15 protein-coding genes and 1 pseudogene are annotated in these 16,881 nt (G+C 73.7%); 15 read left to right on the forward strand and 1 reads right to left on the reverse strand.

All coding sequences use genetic code 11. From position 1 onward, the window contains the following. Window positions 1-79: 79 nt before the first annotated feature. Window positions 80-727: a response regulator gene (locus tag ABD160_RS28220; protein ID WP_344028016.1), complete on the reverse strand. Its 648-nt coding sequence runs from the start codon at window positions 725-727 to the stop codon at window positions 80-82. Between the two features lie 83 nt (window positions 728-810). Between ABD160_RS28220 and ABD160_RS28225 the strand changes: the two genes are divergently transcribed. From ABD160_RS28225 to ABD160_RS28295, 15 genes and pseudogenes are all read left to right on the forward strand, one after another. After that, window positions 811-2,124 (forward strand): sensor histidine kinase, encoded by a 1,314-nt coding sequence (locus ABD160_RS28225; RefSeq protein WP_344028019.1) that lies wholly within the window; start codon window positions 811-813, stop codon window positions 2,122-2,124. An 80-nt stretch (window positions 2,125-2,204) separates the two neighbouring features. Then, entirely contained in the window at window positions 2,205-3,314 is a 1,110-nt protein-coding gene (locus tag ABD160_RS28230) for an NDMA-dependent alcohol dehydrogenase (RefSeq protein ID WP_344028022.1), read from the forward strand. 43 nt (window positions 3,315-3,357) lie between these two features. Then, entirely contained in the window at window positions 3,358-4,290 is a 933-nt protein-coding gene (locus ABD160_RS28235; RefSeq protein ID WP_344028026.1) for an oxygenase MpaB family protein, read from the forward strand. Between the two features lie 159 nt (window positions 4,291-4,449). Next, on the forward strand, window positions 4,450-5,040 hold the full coding sequence (locus ABD160_RS28240; protein ID WP_344028029.1) for a TetR/AcrR family transcriptional regulator: 591 nt from the start codon (window positions 4,450-4,452) through the stop codon (window positions 5,038-5,040). Between the two features lie 318 nt (window positions 5,041-5,358). Further along, window positions 5,359-6,480: an ABC transporter ATP-binding protein gene (locus ABD160_RS28245; protein ID WP_344028032.1), complete on the forward strand. Its 1,122-nt coding sequence runs from the start codon at window positions 5,359-5,361 to the stop codon at window positions 6,478-6,480. Then, window positions 6,477-7,256 carry an MlaE family ABC transporter permease gene (locus tag ABD160_RS28250; RefSeq protein ID WP_344028035.1) on the forward strand — a complete coding sequence of 260 codons (780 nt, stop codon included), beginning with the start codon at window positions 6,477-6,479 and terminating at the stop codon, window positions 7,254-7,256. The genes ABD160_RS28245 and ABD160_RS28250 overlap by 4 nt, the downstream gene beginning before the upstream one ends. Before the next feature lie 3 nt (window positions 7,257-7,259). Beyond that, window positions 7,260-8,105, forward strand: coding sequence for an MlaE family ABC transporter permease (locus tag ABD160_RS28255; RefSeq protein ID WP_344028038.1), 846 nt, complete (start codon window positions 7,260-7,262; stop codon window positions 8,103-8,105). After that, window positions 8,102-9,538 (forward strand): MCE family protein, encoded by a 1,437-nt coding sequence (locus tag ABD160_RS28260; protein WP_344028040.1) that lies wholly within the window; start codon window positions 8,102-8,104, stop codon window positions 9,536-9,538. The genes ABD160_RS28255 and ABD160_RS28260 overlap by 4 nt, the downstream gene beginning before the upstream one ends. After that, window positions 9,535-10,515 (forward strand): annotated as a pseudogene (locus ABD160_RS28265) (MCE family protein); the annotation flags it as partial. The gene ABD160_RS28260 and the pseudogene ABD160_RS28265, both read left to right, overlap by 4 nt. A 284-nt stretch (window positions 10,516-10,799) precedes the next feature. Continuing rightward, entirely contained in the window at window positions 10,800-11,765 is a 966-nt protein-coding gene (locus ABD160_RS28270; RefSeq protein WP_344028046.1) for an MCE family protein, read from the forward strand. Then, window positions 11,765-13,162 carry an MCE family protein gene (locus tag ABD160_RS28275; RefSeq protein ID WP_344028049.1) on the forward strand — a complete coding sequence of 466 codons (1,398 nt, stop codon included), beginning with the start codon at window positions 11,765-11,767 and terminating at the stop codon, window positions 13,160-13,162. Before ABD160_RS28270 ends, ABD160_RS28275 begins: the two co-directional genes overlap by 1 nt. Continuing rightward, window positions 13,162-14,469 (forward strand): MCE family protein, encoded by a 1,308-nt coding sequence (locus ABD160_RS28280; RefSeq protein ID WP_344028052.1) that lies wholly within the window; start codon window positions 13,162-13,164, stop codon window positions 14,467-14,469. Before ABD160_RS28275 ends, ABD160_RS28280 begins: the two co-directional genes overlap by 1 nt. Beyond that, entirely contained in the window at window positions 14,466-15,761 is a 1,296-nt protein-coding gene (locus ABD160_RS28285) for an MCE family protein (RefSeq protein ID WP_344028054.1), read from the forward strand. Before ABD160_RS28280 ends, ABD160_RS28285 begins: the two co-directional genes overlap by 4 nt. A gap of 190 nt (window positions 15,762-15,951) precedes the next feature. Beyond that, a complete protein-coding gene (locus ABD160_RS28290; RefSeq protein ID WP_344028056.1) occupies window positions 15,952-16,536 on the forward strand; it encodes a hypothetical protein in 585 nt (194 codons plus the stop codon). Window positions 16,537-16,620: 84 nt separating this feature from the next. Next, the coding region (locus ABD160_RS28295; RefSeq protein WP_344028059.1) for a hypothetical protein at window positions 16,621-16,881 on the forward strand (261 nt) is incomplete at its 3' end.

The following is a 16,881-nucleotide window of genomic DNA, read 5'->3' on the forward strand; positions in this document are numbered from 1 at the left end:
AGTCTGCCCGGTGATCGACCGGGCCCGTACCCCGCGACCGGGCCAGCGCTGGCCCACGCGGGCCGGTTCGCCGGTGCCGTCAGTCGAGCAGGCCGCAGCGGCCGGCCAGCGCGGCCGCCTCGATCCGGTTCGACGCCCCCAGCTTGTGCAGCAGCGAGGCGATCATCCGCTTCGCGGTCCGCTCGCTGACCAGCAGCGGCCGCGCGATGTCGGCGGTCTCCAGGCCGCGGGCGAGCAGCGTCCACAGCTCGATGTCCCGCTCACCGAGCCGGTCGAGCAGGCCGTCGCCGGTCCGGTCGGCGGCGGTGAGCAGTGCGTCGAGCAGCTCGGCGCGGAGTACCCGGACCCCGGCGGCGATCGCCAGCAGCGGCGCCACCAGCACCTCCGGATCGGCCGACTTGCCGAGGTAGCCCTCCGCCCCGGCGCGCATCGCGGCCGCCGCGAGATCGAGGTCCTCGGTGCCGGACAGCGCCAGCACCCGGGTCGCCGGGTAGGCGGCCTTGATCCGCCGGATCGTCTCCACCCCGCCCAGCGGGGGCAGGGCCAGGTCGACGATCGCGATCCCGGCGCCGTGCCGGCCGACCAGTGCGACGGCGTCCTCGCCCGCGGTGGTGGAGCCGGCCACCCGGAAGGTGTCACCGGCCCGGGACTCGAGCAGGAGCGCGAGCCCCTGGGAGAAGAGGGCGTGGTCGTCCACGATGACGACGACGTGCGGCTCGGCGGGCACGGCGGCGAGCCTAGTGTGGGCGCCGCCGACCATCCCGGGTGGCGCCGGGGGACGACGTCTGCGGTAGGGAGCGGGCCGACCCGATGATCAGCCGAACCTCGCCGGACGGTCCGCCGGGGGACCTCGCCGCGGAGCTCCCGGAACGGACCGCGGAGGAGCGCACCGCCGTCGTGCTGCGGCTGTGCGTGGTGGTCGCCGCGGTGGCCCTGCTCGTCGTCCGGCCGGAGCTCGCCCGGGGCGGGACCGCGCTCGCCGCCGGCCTGATCGGGCTCGCCGCGGTGTACGCGCTCGCGCTCGCCGCCGCCGCGGTCCGGCGCGGCACGCTGCCGGTCCGGCCGGCCGTCCTGACCGGTGTGGACGGTGTACTCGCGGTGGTCGCCCTGGGGCTGACCGGCGGTGTGCAGAGCCCGATGGTCGCCGCGCTGCCGCTGGTGGTCATCGCGATCGCGCTGCGCGGCGGCCCCCGGGTCGGCCGGGTCGCGGCGCTGGTGCTCGGGCTCACCGCCGGGGTGGCCGGGCTGCTCGGCTCGGACCCGGCGGTGCCGGTCACCGAACGGGTCTTCGACGGCGTGTGGTGGACCGGCTTCCTGTTCGCGACCGCGGTGCTGGTCGGCGTCCTGGTCCGGCTGCTGGAGCGCCAGGTCGCCGACATCGCGACCACCCGGGCCCGCGCGGAGAGCGAGCACGAGCGCTACCTGTCCGAGCGGGCGCTGCGCGACCGGCTGGTGTCGCAGAGCCGGGCCCGGCTGGACGGCGCCCGGGTGGTGCTGCACGAGTTCCGCACACCGGTGGCGTCGCTGTCCGCGCTGTCCGCCGATCTGGCCGCCGAGCGCCTCACCGGCGACGCCCGCCGGACCGCGGCGCGGCTGCTCGCCGATCACGCGGTGCACCTGCAGGACATGCTGGACGGGCTGGCCGATCTCGCCGTCGCCGACGGCAGCCCGCTCGGCCGGGACCGGCCCCGGCGGGTCGCGCTGGCCGAGCTGGCCGACGGGGTGCTGGACGCGGCCGGGATCGCCGCGCACCGGCGCAGGCCGATCGTCGAGGCGCCCGGTGCCGCCGTGCACTGCGATCCGCAGCGGCTGCGCCGGCTGCTCACCAACCTGGCCGAGAACGCGGCCCGGCACAGTGGCGACGAGCCGGTCGAGCTGTACCTGGCGCACGACGGCGCCACCCTGACCGCCGAGGTCCGCGACCGCGGTCCCGGCCTGCCGGCCGGCCAGGAGGGGGTGGTGACGGCGAAGGGGGTGGCGCTGGGGGAGCGGCGCGGCACCGCGGGCCTGGGGCTGTGGATCGCCGAGGCGCTCGCGTCGGCGATGGACGGCGAGCTGAGCCTGCTCCCGCGCGAGGGCGGCGGCCTGACCGCCCGGCTCACCCTGCCGCTGCCGGCCGCCTGACCCGGCGTGGCACCCGGGGGCCACGGCTGGCGCGGACGGCGGGTGTGCCGGTGGGCCGGGGGCGGCCAGGATCGTCCGCCATGCGGACGACGGCAGCGGTGCTGTGGGAACCGGGCGGCAAGTGGGAGATCGAGGAGCTCGATCTGGACCCGCCGAACGCCGGTGAGGTGATGGTCGAGCTCACGGCGTCGGGCCTGTGCCACTCCGACGAGCACCTGGTGACCGGGGACCTGCCGGCCGTGCTGCCGATGGTCGGCGGCCACGAGGGTGCCGGCCGGGTGATCGAGGTCGGCCCCGGGGTCACCGAGGTCGCGGTCGGCGATCCGGTGGTGATGACCTTCCTGCCGTCCTGCGGCCGCTGCCCGTACTGCGCCAGGGGCCTGCCCAACCTGTGCAACGACGGCGCCGGCGCCACGCTCGGCCCGCAGCTGGACGGCAGCTACCGGTTCCGCAGCGCGGACGGCACCGAGATCGGCCAGATGTGCCTGCTCGGCACGTTCGCCCGGCACACCGTGGTCCCGGTGAAGTCCGTGGTGACGATCGACGAGGGATTCCCGCTGGACCTGGCGGCGCTGGTCGGCTGCGGGGTCACCACCGGCTTCGGCTCCGCGGTGCGCACCGCCGAGCTGCGGGCCGGCGACACGGCGGTGGTCGTCGGCGTCGGCGGGATCGGGGCGAACGCGGTGCAGGGCGCCCGGATCGCCGGCTGCCGGTACGTCGTCGCCGTCGACCCGGTCGGGTACAAGCGCGAGCGGGCACTGGAGCTCGGCGCCACCCACGTCGCGGCGAGCATCGACGAGGCGTGGGAGACGGTCAGCGAGCTGACCCGCGGGCAGCTCGCGGACGCCGCGATCCTCTGCACCGGGGTGGCGGCGGGCGCCGACCTGCAGCCCGCGCTGCAGCTGGTCGGCAAGCGCGGCCGGGTCGTCGTCACCGCGCTGGCGAACGCCGACGAGGAGACCGCCACGCTGTCCCTGCTCGACCTGACGCTCTACGAGAAGCAGATCCGCGGCGCGCTGTTCGGCAGCTCCGCCGCCCAGCACGACGTGCCGCGGCTGCTGGAGATGCACAACCTGGGCCAGCTCAAGCTGCGCGAGCTGATCACCCGCGAGTACTCCCTCGACCAGGTCAACGAGGGTTACGAGGACATGCGGGCAGGGCGCAACATCAGGGGTCTCATCCGGTACTGACCCGGTACCGGCAGCACCGCTCCGACGGCGAGGGGGCCGCACGTTGAGCACCACCAGCACACCGATCACCCGGATCCGCCCGGACCGCTACCACCGGCGCGACGCGCTGGCCGCGCTGGACCCGGCCACCGACCACGTCGAGATCTACCGGGCGCTGTCCGGGCTGGAGTTCCCGTGGGACATCCAGCAGGCACTGTCGCTGGCGCTGTTCCGCACCTACGCGGTCCCCTCGATCGGCCGGTTGCTGGCCGCGACCGGGGAGTTCACCGAGCGCACCCAGAAGCGCTACGACGACACCGGGCTGATCCTGGAGACGGTGCTGGCGAACGGCTTCGAGCACCCCGAGGGGCGCGCGGCGGTCCGCCGGATGAACCAGATGCACCGCTCCTACGACATCTCCGACGACGACCTGCGCTACGTGCTGTGCACCTTCGTCGTGGTGCCGCTGCGCTGGGTGCAGCGCTGGGGCTGGCGCCGGCACACCGAGGTGGAGAAGGTCGCCACCGCGAACTACTACCGCGAGCTCGGCAGGCACATGGGCATCCGCGACATCCCGGCGACCTGGCAGGAGTTCGAGTCGCTGCTCGACGCCTACGAGACCGAGCACTTCGGCTACGACCCGGGCGGGCGCGCCGTCGCGGACGCGACCCTGGACCTGGCGACGACCTTCCCGCCGAACGACCGGGTGCCGGCGGCACTGAGCCGGACGTTCCTGCTGGCACTGATGGACGAGCCGCTGCTCGACGCGCTCGGCTACCCGTTCCCGCCGCGACCGGTGCGGATCGCGGCCGACGCGGCGCTGCGCGCCCGGGCCGCGGTGGTGCGCCGGATGGCGGTCCGGACCGAGCCGTTCTCGCTGCAGCAGTCGCCGAGCATCCGCAGCTACCCGGACGGCTTCGACGTCCGTGAGCTGGGGACCTTCCCGGCCACCTGCCCGGTTCCGCACGACGCGCGCCGGGCCGGCCCGGCCGCCTGACACCCCGCCCGATCGGGCGTCGCGACACCACCGTTTCGACCTGTACATGACATAAGTTATGTTATGGCCGACGGACGGGGCTGACCCGACGGACAGGGTGCCGGATCCGCCTGCGTGGCACCCTTGTCCGCGCACGGCGGACGAGGGGGGCGGAGTCGGGTGGCCAGACGAGTCGGCGGCCAGGTCGCCGCCGAGCAGTACTACGAGGCCGCCATGTCGATCCTCGCCCGGGACGGCGCGGCCGGGCTCAAGATCGGCCCCCTGTGCCGCTCGCTCGGCGTGACCAGCGGCTCCTTCTACCACCACTTCGGGGGCTGGGCCGGCTTCGTGCGCGGGCTGCTGCAGCACTGGGAGGCCGAGCAGACCGGCCGGGTGGTCGAGCTGGCCCGCGCGCACGCCGATCCGGTCGAGCGGATGACGGTCGTCAAGCGGCTCACCGTGGAGCTGCGGCACGACGCCGAGGCGGCGATCCGGGCCTGGGCGCAGATCGACGGCGAGGTCGGCCGGGCCCAGGCCAGGGTGGACCTGCAGCGCCGGATCGCGCTGGAGCAGGTCGTCGCCGACGTGGTCGCCGACCGGGCCGACGCGCACCGGCTCGCGGTGTTCGGCATCTCGCTGATGGCCGGCTTCCAGCAGACCTGCGACCCGCGCGACCGCGACCTGCTCCGGGACCTGTTCGACGACTTCCAGCGGCTGATCCTCACGCACGCGCCCGAGTCGATGCGGGCCGTGACGCCGCCGATCGGGTGATCATGCGACCGGATGGCGCCCGTCCGGTCTCGATCCGGGAACGGTCACCGTCCGGCCGTTCGGCCCAGCGGACTGCCCGCTCGGGAGTAACTGTTACCCACGGTCCGCAACATTCCGGCCCGAACGTCGACGCTGGGTCACCATAACGTAGTTCATGGTACGGAACTGGTGCCGGACCGGCCCCATACCTCGAGTAACCCCTGCCGTCCCGCCTCGTTGTGCCGTTCAGCACCGTCGAGTGGCCCGTGCTCCCCGCGCTCCCCGCGCCTCCTGGGTCCCCGGTGTCACCGAACGGTCGATTGCGCAAGGAGGCGGCACGTGACCGGTGTCGAGGTGAAGGTCGAGGGACTGACGAAGTCCTTCGGTCGGGCCAACATCTGGTCGGACGTGTCGCTGACGCTGCCGCCGGGCGAGGTGTCCGTGCTGCTCGGTCCCTCGGGCACCGGGAAGTCGGTGTTCCTGAAGACCCTGATCGGGCTGCTGAAGCCCGAGCAGGGGTCGATCGTGATCAACGGTGTGGACCTGGTCCGGTGCTCGGAGTCCGAGCTCTACGAGATCCGCAAGCTGTTCGGCGTGCTGTTCCAGGACGGTGCGCTGTTCGGGTCGATGAACCTGGTCGACAACATCGCGTTCCCGCTGCGCGAGCACACGCGCAAGTCCGAGGCGCAGATCCGCGACATCGTCGCGGAGAAGATGGAGATGGTCGGGCTGCAGGGCGCCGAGGGCAAGCTGCCCGGCGAGATCTCCGGCGGTATGCGCAAGCGGGCCGGGCTGGCCAGGGCGCTGGTGCTGGACCCGGCGATCGTGCTGTTCGACGAGCCGGACTCCGGCCTGGACCCGGTGCGCACGGCCTACCTGAACCAGCTGATCATCGACCTCAACGCGCAGACCGACGCCACGTTCCTGATCGTCACCCACGACATCAACTCGGCGCAGACGGTGCCCGACAACATCGGCCTGCTGTACCGCAAGCACCTGGCGATGTTCGGTCCGCGGGAGGTGCTGCTGACCTCCGACGAGCCGGTGGTGGCGCAGTTCCTCAACGGCCGCCGCGAGGGCCCGATCGGGATGTCGGAGGAGAAGGACGCGGCGCAGGCCGCGCGGGAGATGGAGGAGGCCGGCGAGCTGCAGGGCCTGCCGCCGATGAAGCCGCAGCTGGAGGCGTCCACCGGGATGCCCGACCGGGCCGCGGTGCACCGCCGCCGGGAGCGGGTCGACGCGATGCTGCACGAGCTCCCGCCGGCCGCCCGGCAGGCGATCCTCGAGGCCCGCGGCGAGAGCCCCACCGCGCAGTGGGCACCGGCCGGCGACGGCAGCACCCGCGAGTACGCCCGGGACGCCGCCGACACCGACGACCGGCCCACCGACATCCACCCGCGGATCACCGACGACACCCCGCCGCCGGCCGGCCGGCACCAGCTCTCGGAGGGCGACCGGTGACCGCGCCCAGCCCGGTCGTCCGGGCGCTCACCCCGGTCGGGAAGTTCATCGGCCTGGGCATCGAGATCGGCAGGCAGTCGCTGCGCAGGCCGTTCCAGTGGCGCGAGCTGATCGAGCAGATCTGGTTCGTCACCAAGGTCTCGGCGCTGCCGACCGCGCTGTTCACCATCCCGTTCGGCGCGACGATCGCACTGCTGCTCGGTGAGCTGACCCGGCAGTTCGGCGCCCAGTCCCAGACCGGCGCCGGCGCGGTGCTCGCGATCGTCCAGCAGGCCGCCCCGATCGTCACCGCGCTGCTCATCTCCGGCGCGGGTGGGAGCGCCGTCTGTGCCGATCTCGGCGCGCGGACCATCCGCGAGGAGATCGCCGCGATGGAGGTGCTCGGCATCTCGCCGATCCAGCGCCTGGTCGTGCCGCGGGTGCTCGCCATGGGCATCTGCGCGGTCGTGCTGAACGGGCTGGCCACCGTCGTCGGGGTGTCCGGCGGCTACTTCTTCAACGTGATCATCCAGGGCGGCTCGCCCGGCGCCTACATCTCCAGCTTCTCGGCGATCGCCCAGGTCTCCGACATCGTCGTCTCGGAGGTCAAGGCCTTCCTCTTCGGCATCGTCGCCGGCGTCGTCGCCGCCTACCGCGGCCTCAATCCGCCGCCCGGTGCCAAGGGCGTCGGCGACGCCGTGAACCAGGCCGTCGTCATCTCCTTCGTCCTGGTCTTCCTGATCAACCTGGTCCTCACCGCCCTGTACCTCGAGCTCGTCCCGCCGAAGGGCTTCTGACACATGGCCACCACCCCACTCGGCGCCCGGGCCCGCAGGGCCGCGCAGGCCCCGCTGAACCAGCTCGAGGAGCTGGGCGAGCAGCTCTCGCTCTACATCCGGTCCATCCTCTGGATCCCGAAGACCGTCACCCGGTACAAGAAGGAGATCGGCCGGCTGCTGGCCGAGGTCTCGTTCGGCTCCGGCGCCCTGATCGTCATCCTCGGCACGGTCGGCGTGATGGCGTCGCTGTCGCTGTTCGTCGGGTCGCTGGTCGGGCTGCAGGGCTTCCGGGCCCTGGACGCGCTCGGCGTCGAGGCGATGACCGGCTTCATCACCGCCTACTTCAACACCCGCTCGATCGCCCCGCTGGTCGCCGCCGCGGCCCTCACCGCGACGCTCGGCGCCGGCTTCACCGCCCAGCTCGGCGCGATGCGGATCTCCGAGGAGATCGACGCGCTGGAGGTCATGGCGGTGCCGTCGGTGCCCTACCTGGTGACCACCCGGGTGATCGCCGGGATCATCGCGATCGTCCCGATCTACACCCTGGGCCTGCTCGCCAGCTACGCGGCGGCCCGGCTGAACGTCACGCTGATCAACGGGTTGCCGGGCGGCACCTACGACCACTACTTCAACCTGTTCCTGCCGGTCAGCGACGTGCTGCTGTCGTACCTCAAAGTGATCATCTTCGCCACGGTGATCATCCTGATCCACTGCCACTACGGCTACTCGGCCAAGGGCGGACCGGCCGGCGTCGGCGTCGCGGTCGGCCGGGCGGTGCGGCTGTCGATCGTCAGCACCGCGATCATGGACTTCTTCCTGACGCTGGTGATGTTCGGTACCTCGACCTCGGTGCGGGTGGCCGGATGAGGTCCACGAAGAGAGTCCTGCAGGGCCTGGCGTTCGTCACCGTGATCGTGGTGCTGATCGGCCTGGCGATCGGCCAGTACGCCGGCCTGTTCTCGGCCGGCGTGCCGGTCACGCTGAACATCTCCCGGGTCGGCACCCAGATGCAGGAGCGCGCCGACGTCAAGGTGCGCGGGCTGATCGTCGGCCAGGTCGACGAGGTCACCACCGACGGCGAGACCACCAGCATCCGGATGTCGATGAACCCGGACATGATCGACCTGATCCCGGAGAACGTCGAGGCGCAGCTGCTGCCCAAGACGCTGTTCGGCGAGAAGTTCGTGTCGCTGGTCCCGCCCGCCGCGCCGTCCACCGCCCGGCTGGCCGCCGGCGCGACCGTCCCGGAGGACCGCAGCCAGGCGGCGATCGAGGTCGAGCGGGTGCTCGACGAGCTGCTGCCGCTGCTGCAGGCGGTGCGCCCGCAGGACCTGGCGACCACGCTCGGCTCGCTGTCCCAGGCCCTGCAGGGCCGCGGCGACCAGCTCGGCGAGACGCTGGTCGCGCTGAACACGCTGACCGAGGGGCTCAATCCGGCCGTCCCCGACCTGCAGGAGGACATCCGGCAGCTCGCGACGTTCGCCGACAATCTCGACGCCGCCGCACCCGACCTGCTCGACGCGGTGGACGACCTGGCCGTCACCAGCGCGACGATCGTCGAGAAGCGGGAGGGGCTGCGCAACCTCTACCGGTCGATCACCGGCGCCTCCGACGACCTGCGCGCCTTCCTCGACGCCAACGGCGAGAACCTGATCGGCGTCGCGTCCGCCAGCCGGCCGACGCTGGAGACGCTGGCCCGGTACTCGCCGGAGTTCCCGTGCCTGACCAGCCAGCTCGTCGATCTGGTCCCGAAGATCAACGACGCGATCCGGCCGGGCACCGACCGGGTCGGCGTCAACATCACGCTGGAGATCGTCGCGAACAAGGGCAAGTACCTGCCGAACCAGGACGAGCCCGAGTACGCCGACGACCGCGGCCCGCGCTGCTACCCGATCCCGACCCCGGACGGCACCCAGTACCCGCCGGACGGCCCGTTCCGGGACGGCTCGGTGCCCGGCCCGCCGCCCGCCGGGCAGCCGATGGGCAATCCGGAGGACTTCGGCGTCGAGACGTTCGGGACCTACGACGGGACGACCAGCTGGGACCTGGTGCAGGACCAGAGCGCGGAGAACTCGGCGGGCCTGCTGCCGCCGCTGACCGGCGCGCTCGGGCAGCTCGGCATCGAGCCGGCGTCGCACCAGGGATCGGTGGACATGGGCGTCGCGAACTCGGCCGGTGAGCAGGAGGTCGTGGCGCAGCTGCTGGCCGCCCGGCAGGGCGGCTCGCCGCAGGCCGTCCCGGCGTGGAGCAGCACGATGGTCGGACCGCTGCTGCGCGGTGCGGAGGTGACGCTGACATGAGCCGCTTCCCGCTCTCCCCGCTGATCAAGTTCCTGGTGTTCGCGGTGGTCACCGCGCTCGGCACGACCGTGCTCGGGCTGACGATCGCGAACGCCCGCGGCGGCGACACGGTCGAGTACACGGCCCGGTTCACCGACGCGAGCGGCCTGCTGCGCGGCGACGACGTGCGGATCGCCGGCGTCGTCGTCGGCTCGATCACCGACGTGCGGGTGGTCGACCAGCGGATCGCCGAGGTCGCGTTCAACGTGGACTCGACCACCCCGCTGCCCGCCTCGGTGGGCGCCGGGCTCAAGTATAAGAACCTGATCGGGCAGCGCTACCTGGCGCTGGAGCAGGGCCCGGGCCCGACCGGCGAGACGCTGCCGGCCGGCGGCCAGATCCCGCTCGACCGGACCCGGCCGGCGCTGAACCTGACCGTGCTGTTCAACGGCTTCCAGCCGCTGTTCCAGGGCCTCGACCCGGAGCAGATCAACCGGCTCTCGATGGAGATCGTGCAGGTGCTGCAGGGCGAGGGCGGCACCGTGCAGAGCCTGCTCGCGTCGACCTCGTCGCTGACCAACTCGATCGCCGACCGGGACCAGGTGATCGGCCAGGTGATCGACAACCTGAACGCCGTGCTGGCGACGGTGAACGAGAACGACGAGGGCCTCAACGAGCTGATCAGCTCGCTGCAGGCGCTGGTCTCCGGGCTGGCCCAGGACCGGGAGCCGATCGGTGAGGCGATCGAGTCGATCGGGACGCTGACCCAGGTCACCGGCTCGTTCCTGGAGGACGCGCGGCCGCCGCTGCGCGACGACATCCGCAACCTGGGCGACCTGGCCGCCGAGCTCGACGAGGGCCGCCCGACGATCGAGCGGTTCCTGGAGTACGCGCCGTTCAAGCTGAACCGGATCGCCCGGGTCGGCTCGCACGGCAGCTGGTTCAACTTCTACCTCTGCGGGCTGGACGGCCAGGTCGGGCTCTCCCCGATCATCCCGCCGACCTCGCTGGAGGACCTCGGCCTCGACGGGCTCGCGCAGAACCCGGAGCGCCGCTGCGGCCCGGACCCGTCCGGCATCGGCGCGGGCAACACCGTCCCGACCGACGGCTCGGCGCCCGGCGGCGAGCACGGCGACAACCGCGCCCAGCCGGAGTCGAACCCGCTGATGCGCGACCCGGGTACCGAGTCGGTCGGCACGCTCCTGGAGCCCGCCGCGCCGACCGGGCCGGGCGGCGTCGGCGACGGCGACCCGACCGCGCTGCTGGCGCCGGGAGGAAACTGATGGCACAGGCAGGGCAGAAGCGGCCCGTCCTGGTCGCCACGATCGGGCTGGTGACCGTCGTGGCGCTCACGCTGGCCGCGTTCAACTTCGAGACGCTGTTCTCCGGCGCGACCCGCTACACCGCGCAGTTCCCGGAGGCGGCCGGCCTGCAGGCGCAGGACCGGGTGACGATCGCCGGCGTCGAGGCGGGCCGGGTGCAGAGCGTCGAGCTGGCCGGCGATCACGTGCTCGTCGCGTTCACCGTCGACGAGGCCTGGGTCGGCAACCGCACGACCGCCTCGATCGAGATCGCCACGCTGCTCGGCTCGAAGTTCCTCGCGCTGGACCCGCGCGGGGACGCCGAGCAGGACCCGGGCGAGCCGATCGGCCGGGACCGCACGAAGTCCCCGTTCGACGTCGTGGACGCCTTCAACGAGCTGTCCGGCACCATCGACCAGCTCGACACCGACCAGCTGGCGGCCAGCCTGGACACGCTCTCGGACACCTTCCGGGACACCCCGCCGGAGATCCGCGGGGCGCTGGACGGCCTGTCCCGGCTGTCCACCACGATCTCCAGCCGGGACGCCGAGCTCAAGCAGCTGCTGGCCAACACCCGGCAGCTCTCGACGACGCTGGCCGACCGCCGCGGTGACGTCGTGAAGCTGGTCGAGGACGGCAACCTGCTGCTCGCCGAGCTGCAGCGCCGCAAGGACGCGATCTCCGCCCTGCTCGACGGCGTCCGGACGCTGTCGGTGCAGCTGCGCGGCCTGGTCGCGGACAACTCCGAGCAGCTGCGGCCGGCCCTGGAGACGCTGGACCGGGTGCTCGCCGTGCTGGAGGAGAACCGGGACAACCTCGGCGAGATCCTCGACAAGGAAGCGGTGTTCATCCGGGTGTTCGGCAACGTGCTCGGCAACGGCCGCTGGTTCGACAACTACCTGTGCGGGCTGCTCCCGCCGGCGATCCCGCTCGGGGGTGACTGCTGATGGCCTCCTGGGCCAACGACCGCCGCGCGATCCAGCTCGGCGCGCTGGTCGCCGTGGTCGCCGTGCTCGCGGCGACCGGCGTCTGGATGATCACCTCCGGCGGCGGCCGCCCGGTCACCGCCTACTTCACCAACGCCGCCGCGCTGTTCGAGGACAACGACGTCCGGGTGCTCGGCGTGCCGGTCGGTAAGATCGACCGGATCACCCCGGAGGGCGACCGGGTGCGGGTCGACATGACCATCACCGACGACGACGTCCGGCTCCCCGCCGACGTCCGGGCCGCGGTGATCTCGCCGAGCCTGGTCACCGGCCGCTACGTGCAGCTGACCCCGGTCTGGACCGGCGGCCCGGAGTGGGACGGCTCGCCGATCCCGCTGGAGCGGACCGCGTTCCCGCTCGGGGTGGACGACCTGACCCGGACCGCGACCGAGCTGTCCCGCGCGCTGGGGCCGCAGGGCGCCAACGCCGACGGCTCGCTGAACGACGTGCTCGACGTCGCCGCGGAGAACCTGGACGGCAACGGGCGCGCCCTGAACGACACGATCCGCAACCTCGGCGGGCTCTCGGCGACGCTGAGCGGCTCCAGCGAGGACCTGTTCGGCACCATCACCGAGCTGCAGAAGTTCGTCGCCACCCTGCGCGAGAACGATCCCGGGGTGCGCGAGCTGAACGAGCGGCTCGCCGACGTCACCGGCTTCCTCGCGAGCCAGCGGGGCGAGCTGGGCGGGGCGCTGCACGAGCTGTCGTTCGCGCTCGGCGAGGTCTCCGACTTCGTCGAGGACAACCGCGGCACGCTGCGCTCCAACGTGGACAAGCTCGCCAACGTGACCCAGGAGGTCGTCGACCACCAGCGCGCGCTGGCCGAGATCGCCGACTCCGCGCCCGCCGCGCTGGGCAACCTGGCGAACATCTACAACGGCTCGTCGGAGACCCTGGACACCCGGGCGAACATCAACGAGCTGGCCTACCCGGCACCGGTGATCGTCTGCGAGCTGCTGCGGCGGACCGGCGCGACGATCCCCGGTGACCTGCTCGAGCCGGTCACCGGACTGTGCGGCGATCTCGCGCCGATCCTGGACGGGATCGTGCCGCTGCCCTCGCCGCAGGACATCATCACCCAGCTCCAGCAGGGCGGCCCGGCGGCGAACCCGGCGGTGCCGCAGCTGATGCCCGGCTCGCCGCTGTCGCTGACCGATCCCGGCTCGCAGCTGCGCGACCCGGGCACCGCGCCGCCGCCGGCCCCCGGCCCGGCGCCGGCGGAGGCCCCGTCCGGGACCGCGCCCGCGAGCCCGACCCCGGCGCCGTCGTCGTCCCGGCAGGCGACGCCGACCCCGGTGCCCGAGCCGCAGGAGCGCAGCGGCGGCCTGTTCGGCGGCCTGTTCGGAGGTGGATCGTGATGGCCCGGACCGGCCGGACCGGCCGGGTGGCCGCACTGCTCACCGCGGTCGCGGTCACCGCGAGCGGCTGCGGCGTGATCAACGGCGGGCTCCGCGGGGTGCCGCTGCCCGGTGGTGCGAACCTCGGCGACGACCCCTATCCGGTGCGCATCGAGTTCCCGGACGTCGTCGATCTCGTGCCGCAGTCGATCGTGCGGGTCGGCGACGTGCCGGTCGGCGCGGTCGAGTCGGTGTCGGTCGAGCCGGAGCGCTGGAACGCCGTCGTCACCGTGCTGGTGAACGGCGACGTGCAGCTGCCCGCGAACGCCACCGCCCGGGTGCGCACCACCTCGCTGCTCGGCGAGAAGTTCGTCGAGCTCGCCTCGCCGGACGGCCCCGGGCAGGGCGATCTCGCCGAGAGCGGGCAGATCGCGCTGGCCGCCACCAGCCGGGCCGCCGAGGTGGAGGAGGTGCTCGGCGCGCTGTCGATGCTGCTCAACGGCGGCGGCGTCGCGCAGATCCGGACCATCGCCACCGAGCTGAACAACGCGCTGTCCGGCCGGGAGCCGGAGGTCCGCGCGCTGCTGGGCAACCTGGACCAGCTGGTCGGCTCGCTCGACGACAGCAAGGACGACATCAACCGCGCGCTGGACAGCGTGAACCGGCTGTCCGCGACGCTGGCCGAGCGCCGCGGCCAGATCCGCACCGCGCTCAACGACATCAGCCCGGGCCTGCGCGAGCTGGAGGCCCAGCGCGCCCAGCTGGTCGGCATGCTGCAGGCGCTCGACCGGCTCTCCGGCGTCGCGACCGACGTGGTCAACCGCTCCCGCGACGACCTGATCGCCGACCTGGAGGCGCTGCGGCCGATCCTGCGCAACCTGGCCGACTCCGGGCAGGACCTGCCGGACTCGCTGGAGCTGCTGCTCACCATCCCGTTCACCGACGCGGCGACCGACGCCGTGGCCGGTGACTACGCGAACCTGTACGTGACGCTCGATCTCGACCTGGGGTCGGTGCTGCGGAACATCCTGAACACCCGCCAGTCCGGCCTCCCGCTGGACCCGGGCCGGCTCGCCGAGCTCCCGCCGACCGCGCAGCTGCTCACCCCGCTGCTCGGCGGCGGGGCGCCGGCCGCGCCGCCCGTGCCGGGCGTCCCGCAGCTGCCGCTGCTCGGACCGGAGCAGCAGACGCCGGAGCCCGCCCCGGAGGGCGGCGCCGCGACGCCCGCGCCGCCCGGTTCGACCCCGCCGCCGACCCCGGCCCCGACCCCGGCTCCCGAGCCGGGACGCGGCGGCCTGCTCGGCGGACTCTTCGGAGGTGGATCGTGATCACCAGGACCGTCCGCTGGCAGCTGATCGCGCTGGCGATCGTCACGGTCGTCGGGGTCGGCTACGCCGGCTTCCGCTACGCCGGGCTGGACCGGATCTTCGGCGCGACGACCTACCCGGTCACCGTGCAGCTCGCCGAGTCCGGCGGGATCTTCACCGGCGCGAACGTCACCTACCGGGGCGTGACGGTCGGCCGGGTCGGCCCGCTGACGCTCTCCGACGCCGGCGTCGACGTCCAGCTGGACATCGACAACGGCGCGCCGGAGATCCCGGCCGACGCGACCGCCGTCGTCGGGAACCTGTCGCCGATCGGCGAGCAGTTCGTCGACCTGCAGCCGGTCGCCGACGGCGGCGAGACGCTCGCCGCGGGCACCGTCATCCCGCAGGAGCGCACCCGCACCCCGATCGAGATCAACACCTTCCTCACCGAGCTGGACCAGCTCGTGTCCACGGTGCCGCAGGACTCGCTGCGCACCGTCGTCGCCGAGCTCGGCCAGGGCTTCCAGGACACCGCCCAGCCGCTGCAGCAGCTGCTCGACACCTCCGGCGAGTTCACCCGGGCCGCCACCGAGGCGCTGCCCCAGACGACCGCGCTGATCCGGGACGCCCGCCCGGTGCTGACCACCCAGAACGAGGTCGCGCCGCAGTTCCGCGAGTTCGCCGGCGGACTGCGCGAGATCGCCGAGCAGCTGCGCGAGTCCGATCCGGACATCCGCCGGATCATCGACGACGGCCCGCGCACCGGCGAGCAGGTCAGCGCGCTGCTCCGGGAGAGCGGGCCGGGCCTCGGCGAGTCCGTCGCGAACCTGCGCACGGTCGCCGAGCTGCTCGAGCCCCGGCAGGCCGGGCTCCGCCAGATCCTGGTCACCTACCCGGGGCTGGTCGCCATCGCGCCGAAGGTGGTGCCCGGCGACGGGACCGCGCACCTCGGCCTGGTGGTGAACCTGTTCGATCCGCCGGTGTGCACCCGCGGCTACGAGGGCACCGCCAACCGGGGCGCGCTCGACGTGAGCGAGACGCCGGTCAACGAGGAGGCCCGCTGCGCCGAGCCGCCCGGCAGCCCGACGTCGGTCCGCGGGATGCAGAACGCGCCCCGGCCGGAGCCGCTGGAGGTGCCGGACTACTCCGGGAACTCCGGGCACCCGAGCTTCGGCGGCGGACCGGTGGACCGGCCCCGTGACTTCGGGCCCGCGCCGCGGCCGAACGCCGGCTCGCTCGGCGACGACGCGGTCCGCCGGACGAGCGGGCCGGACCTGGTCACCGACGCCGCACAGATCCTGCTGGGCGGGTGAGCGCGGTGCGCACCGCACGCCGCCCCGCCCGCACCGCGGTCGCGTCCCGCACGGGACGCGACAGCCAGCACGACCGCGGGAACCGCGGCCGTCCACCCGGACGGCCCGCCCCCCGGCCGGTCCACCGGTCGCCCTCCGGCGCGACCACCGAGCGGCTGTGCCCCCGCAGCCGGGAGGAGGAACGCTCCCCATGAACACCGAACTCGACGAACGCCCGGCCTCCGGTGCCGACTCCGGTGCCGATCCCGGTGCCGGGGCGGCCGCGCCCGGCCGCTGGGCGCGCGCGCTGCCGCTCGCGGCGGTGGCCGCGGCCGTGGCGGCGCTGCTGCTCGGCGCGCTGTGGCTGTTCGCGCTGAACAGCGACGCGGTGCAGGTCGCGCAGGCCCGCGACGAGGCGCTGCGCGACGCCCGGCAGGCCGTGGTCAACCTCAACACGCTCGACCACGCCGACCCGCAGCGCGGGCTGGACCTGTGGATCCAGTCGTCGGCGGGATCGGTGCGCGACGAGTTCGTGCAGAACCGCGACGCCTACGCGCAGCTCGTCAGCGAGCAGGGCCGCACCACCTCGGCCGAGGTCACCGACGCCGCCGTCACCGAGGTCGATCCGCGGGCCGGTACCGCGCGGGTGCTCGCCGGCGTCGACGTGACCGTCACCGCGGAGGGCGGCGAGCCCGCCGTGACCCGCCAGCGCATCGAGCTCGGCATGTTCCGGACCGACGACGGCTGGAAGGTCGACGCCCTGGAACCGCTCGTCACGCCCGGCGCAGGCGGCTGACACCGCGCGCCCCCGGGCGTCCACCCACCGGCGGCCCGACCGGCCGCCCCCGCTCCCAGGTCGACCACCCCAGGAGGTCACCGCATGTCCACCCCCCGTCGCCGCCCCGCGGGTGGTATCCGCCGGCCGCAGGTCGCCGGGCGGCCGCGCACGGCCCGCCCCGGATCCGAGCACGACGAGCACGGCGAGCCCGGCGAGCACGGCGGTCTCGCCCTCGACGACCGCGCCGCCGACCGCGCCGCCGACCGCGCCGCCGACCGCGCCGCCGACCGCGCCGCCGACCGCGCCGCCGACCGCGCCGCCGACCGCGCCGCCGACCGCGCCGCCGACCGCGCCGCCGACCGC

The organism is Pseudonocardia kongjuensis (assembly GCF_039526905.1).
Taxonomy (GTDB): Bacteria; Actinomycetota; Actinomycetes; order Mycobacteriales; family Pseudonocardiaceae; genus Pseudonocardia; species Pseudonocardia kongjuensis.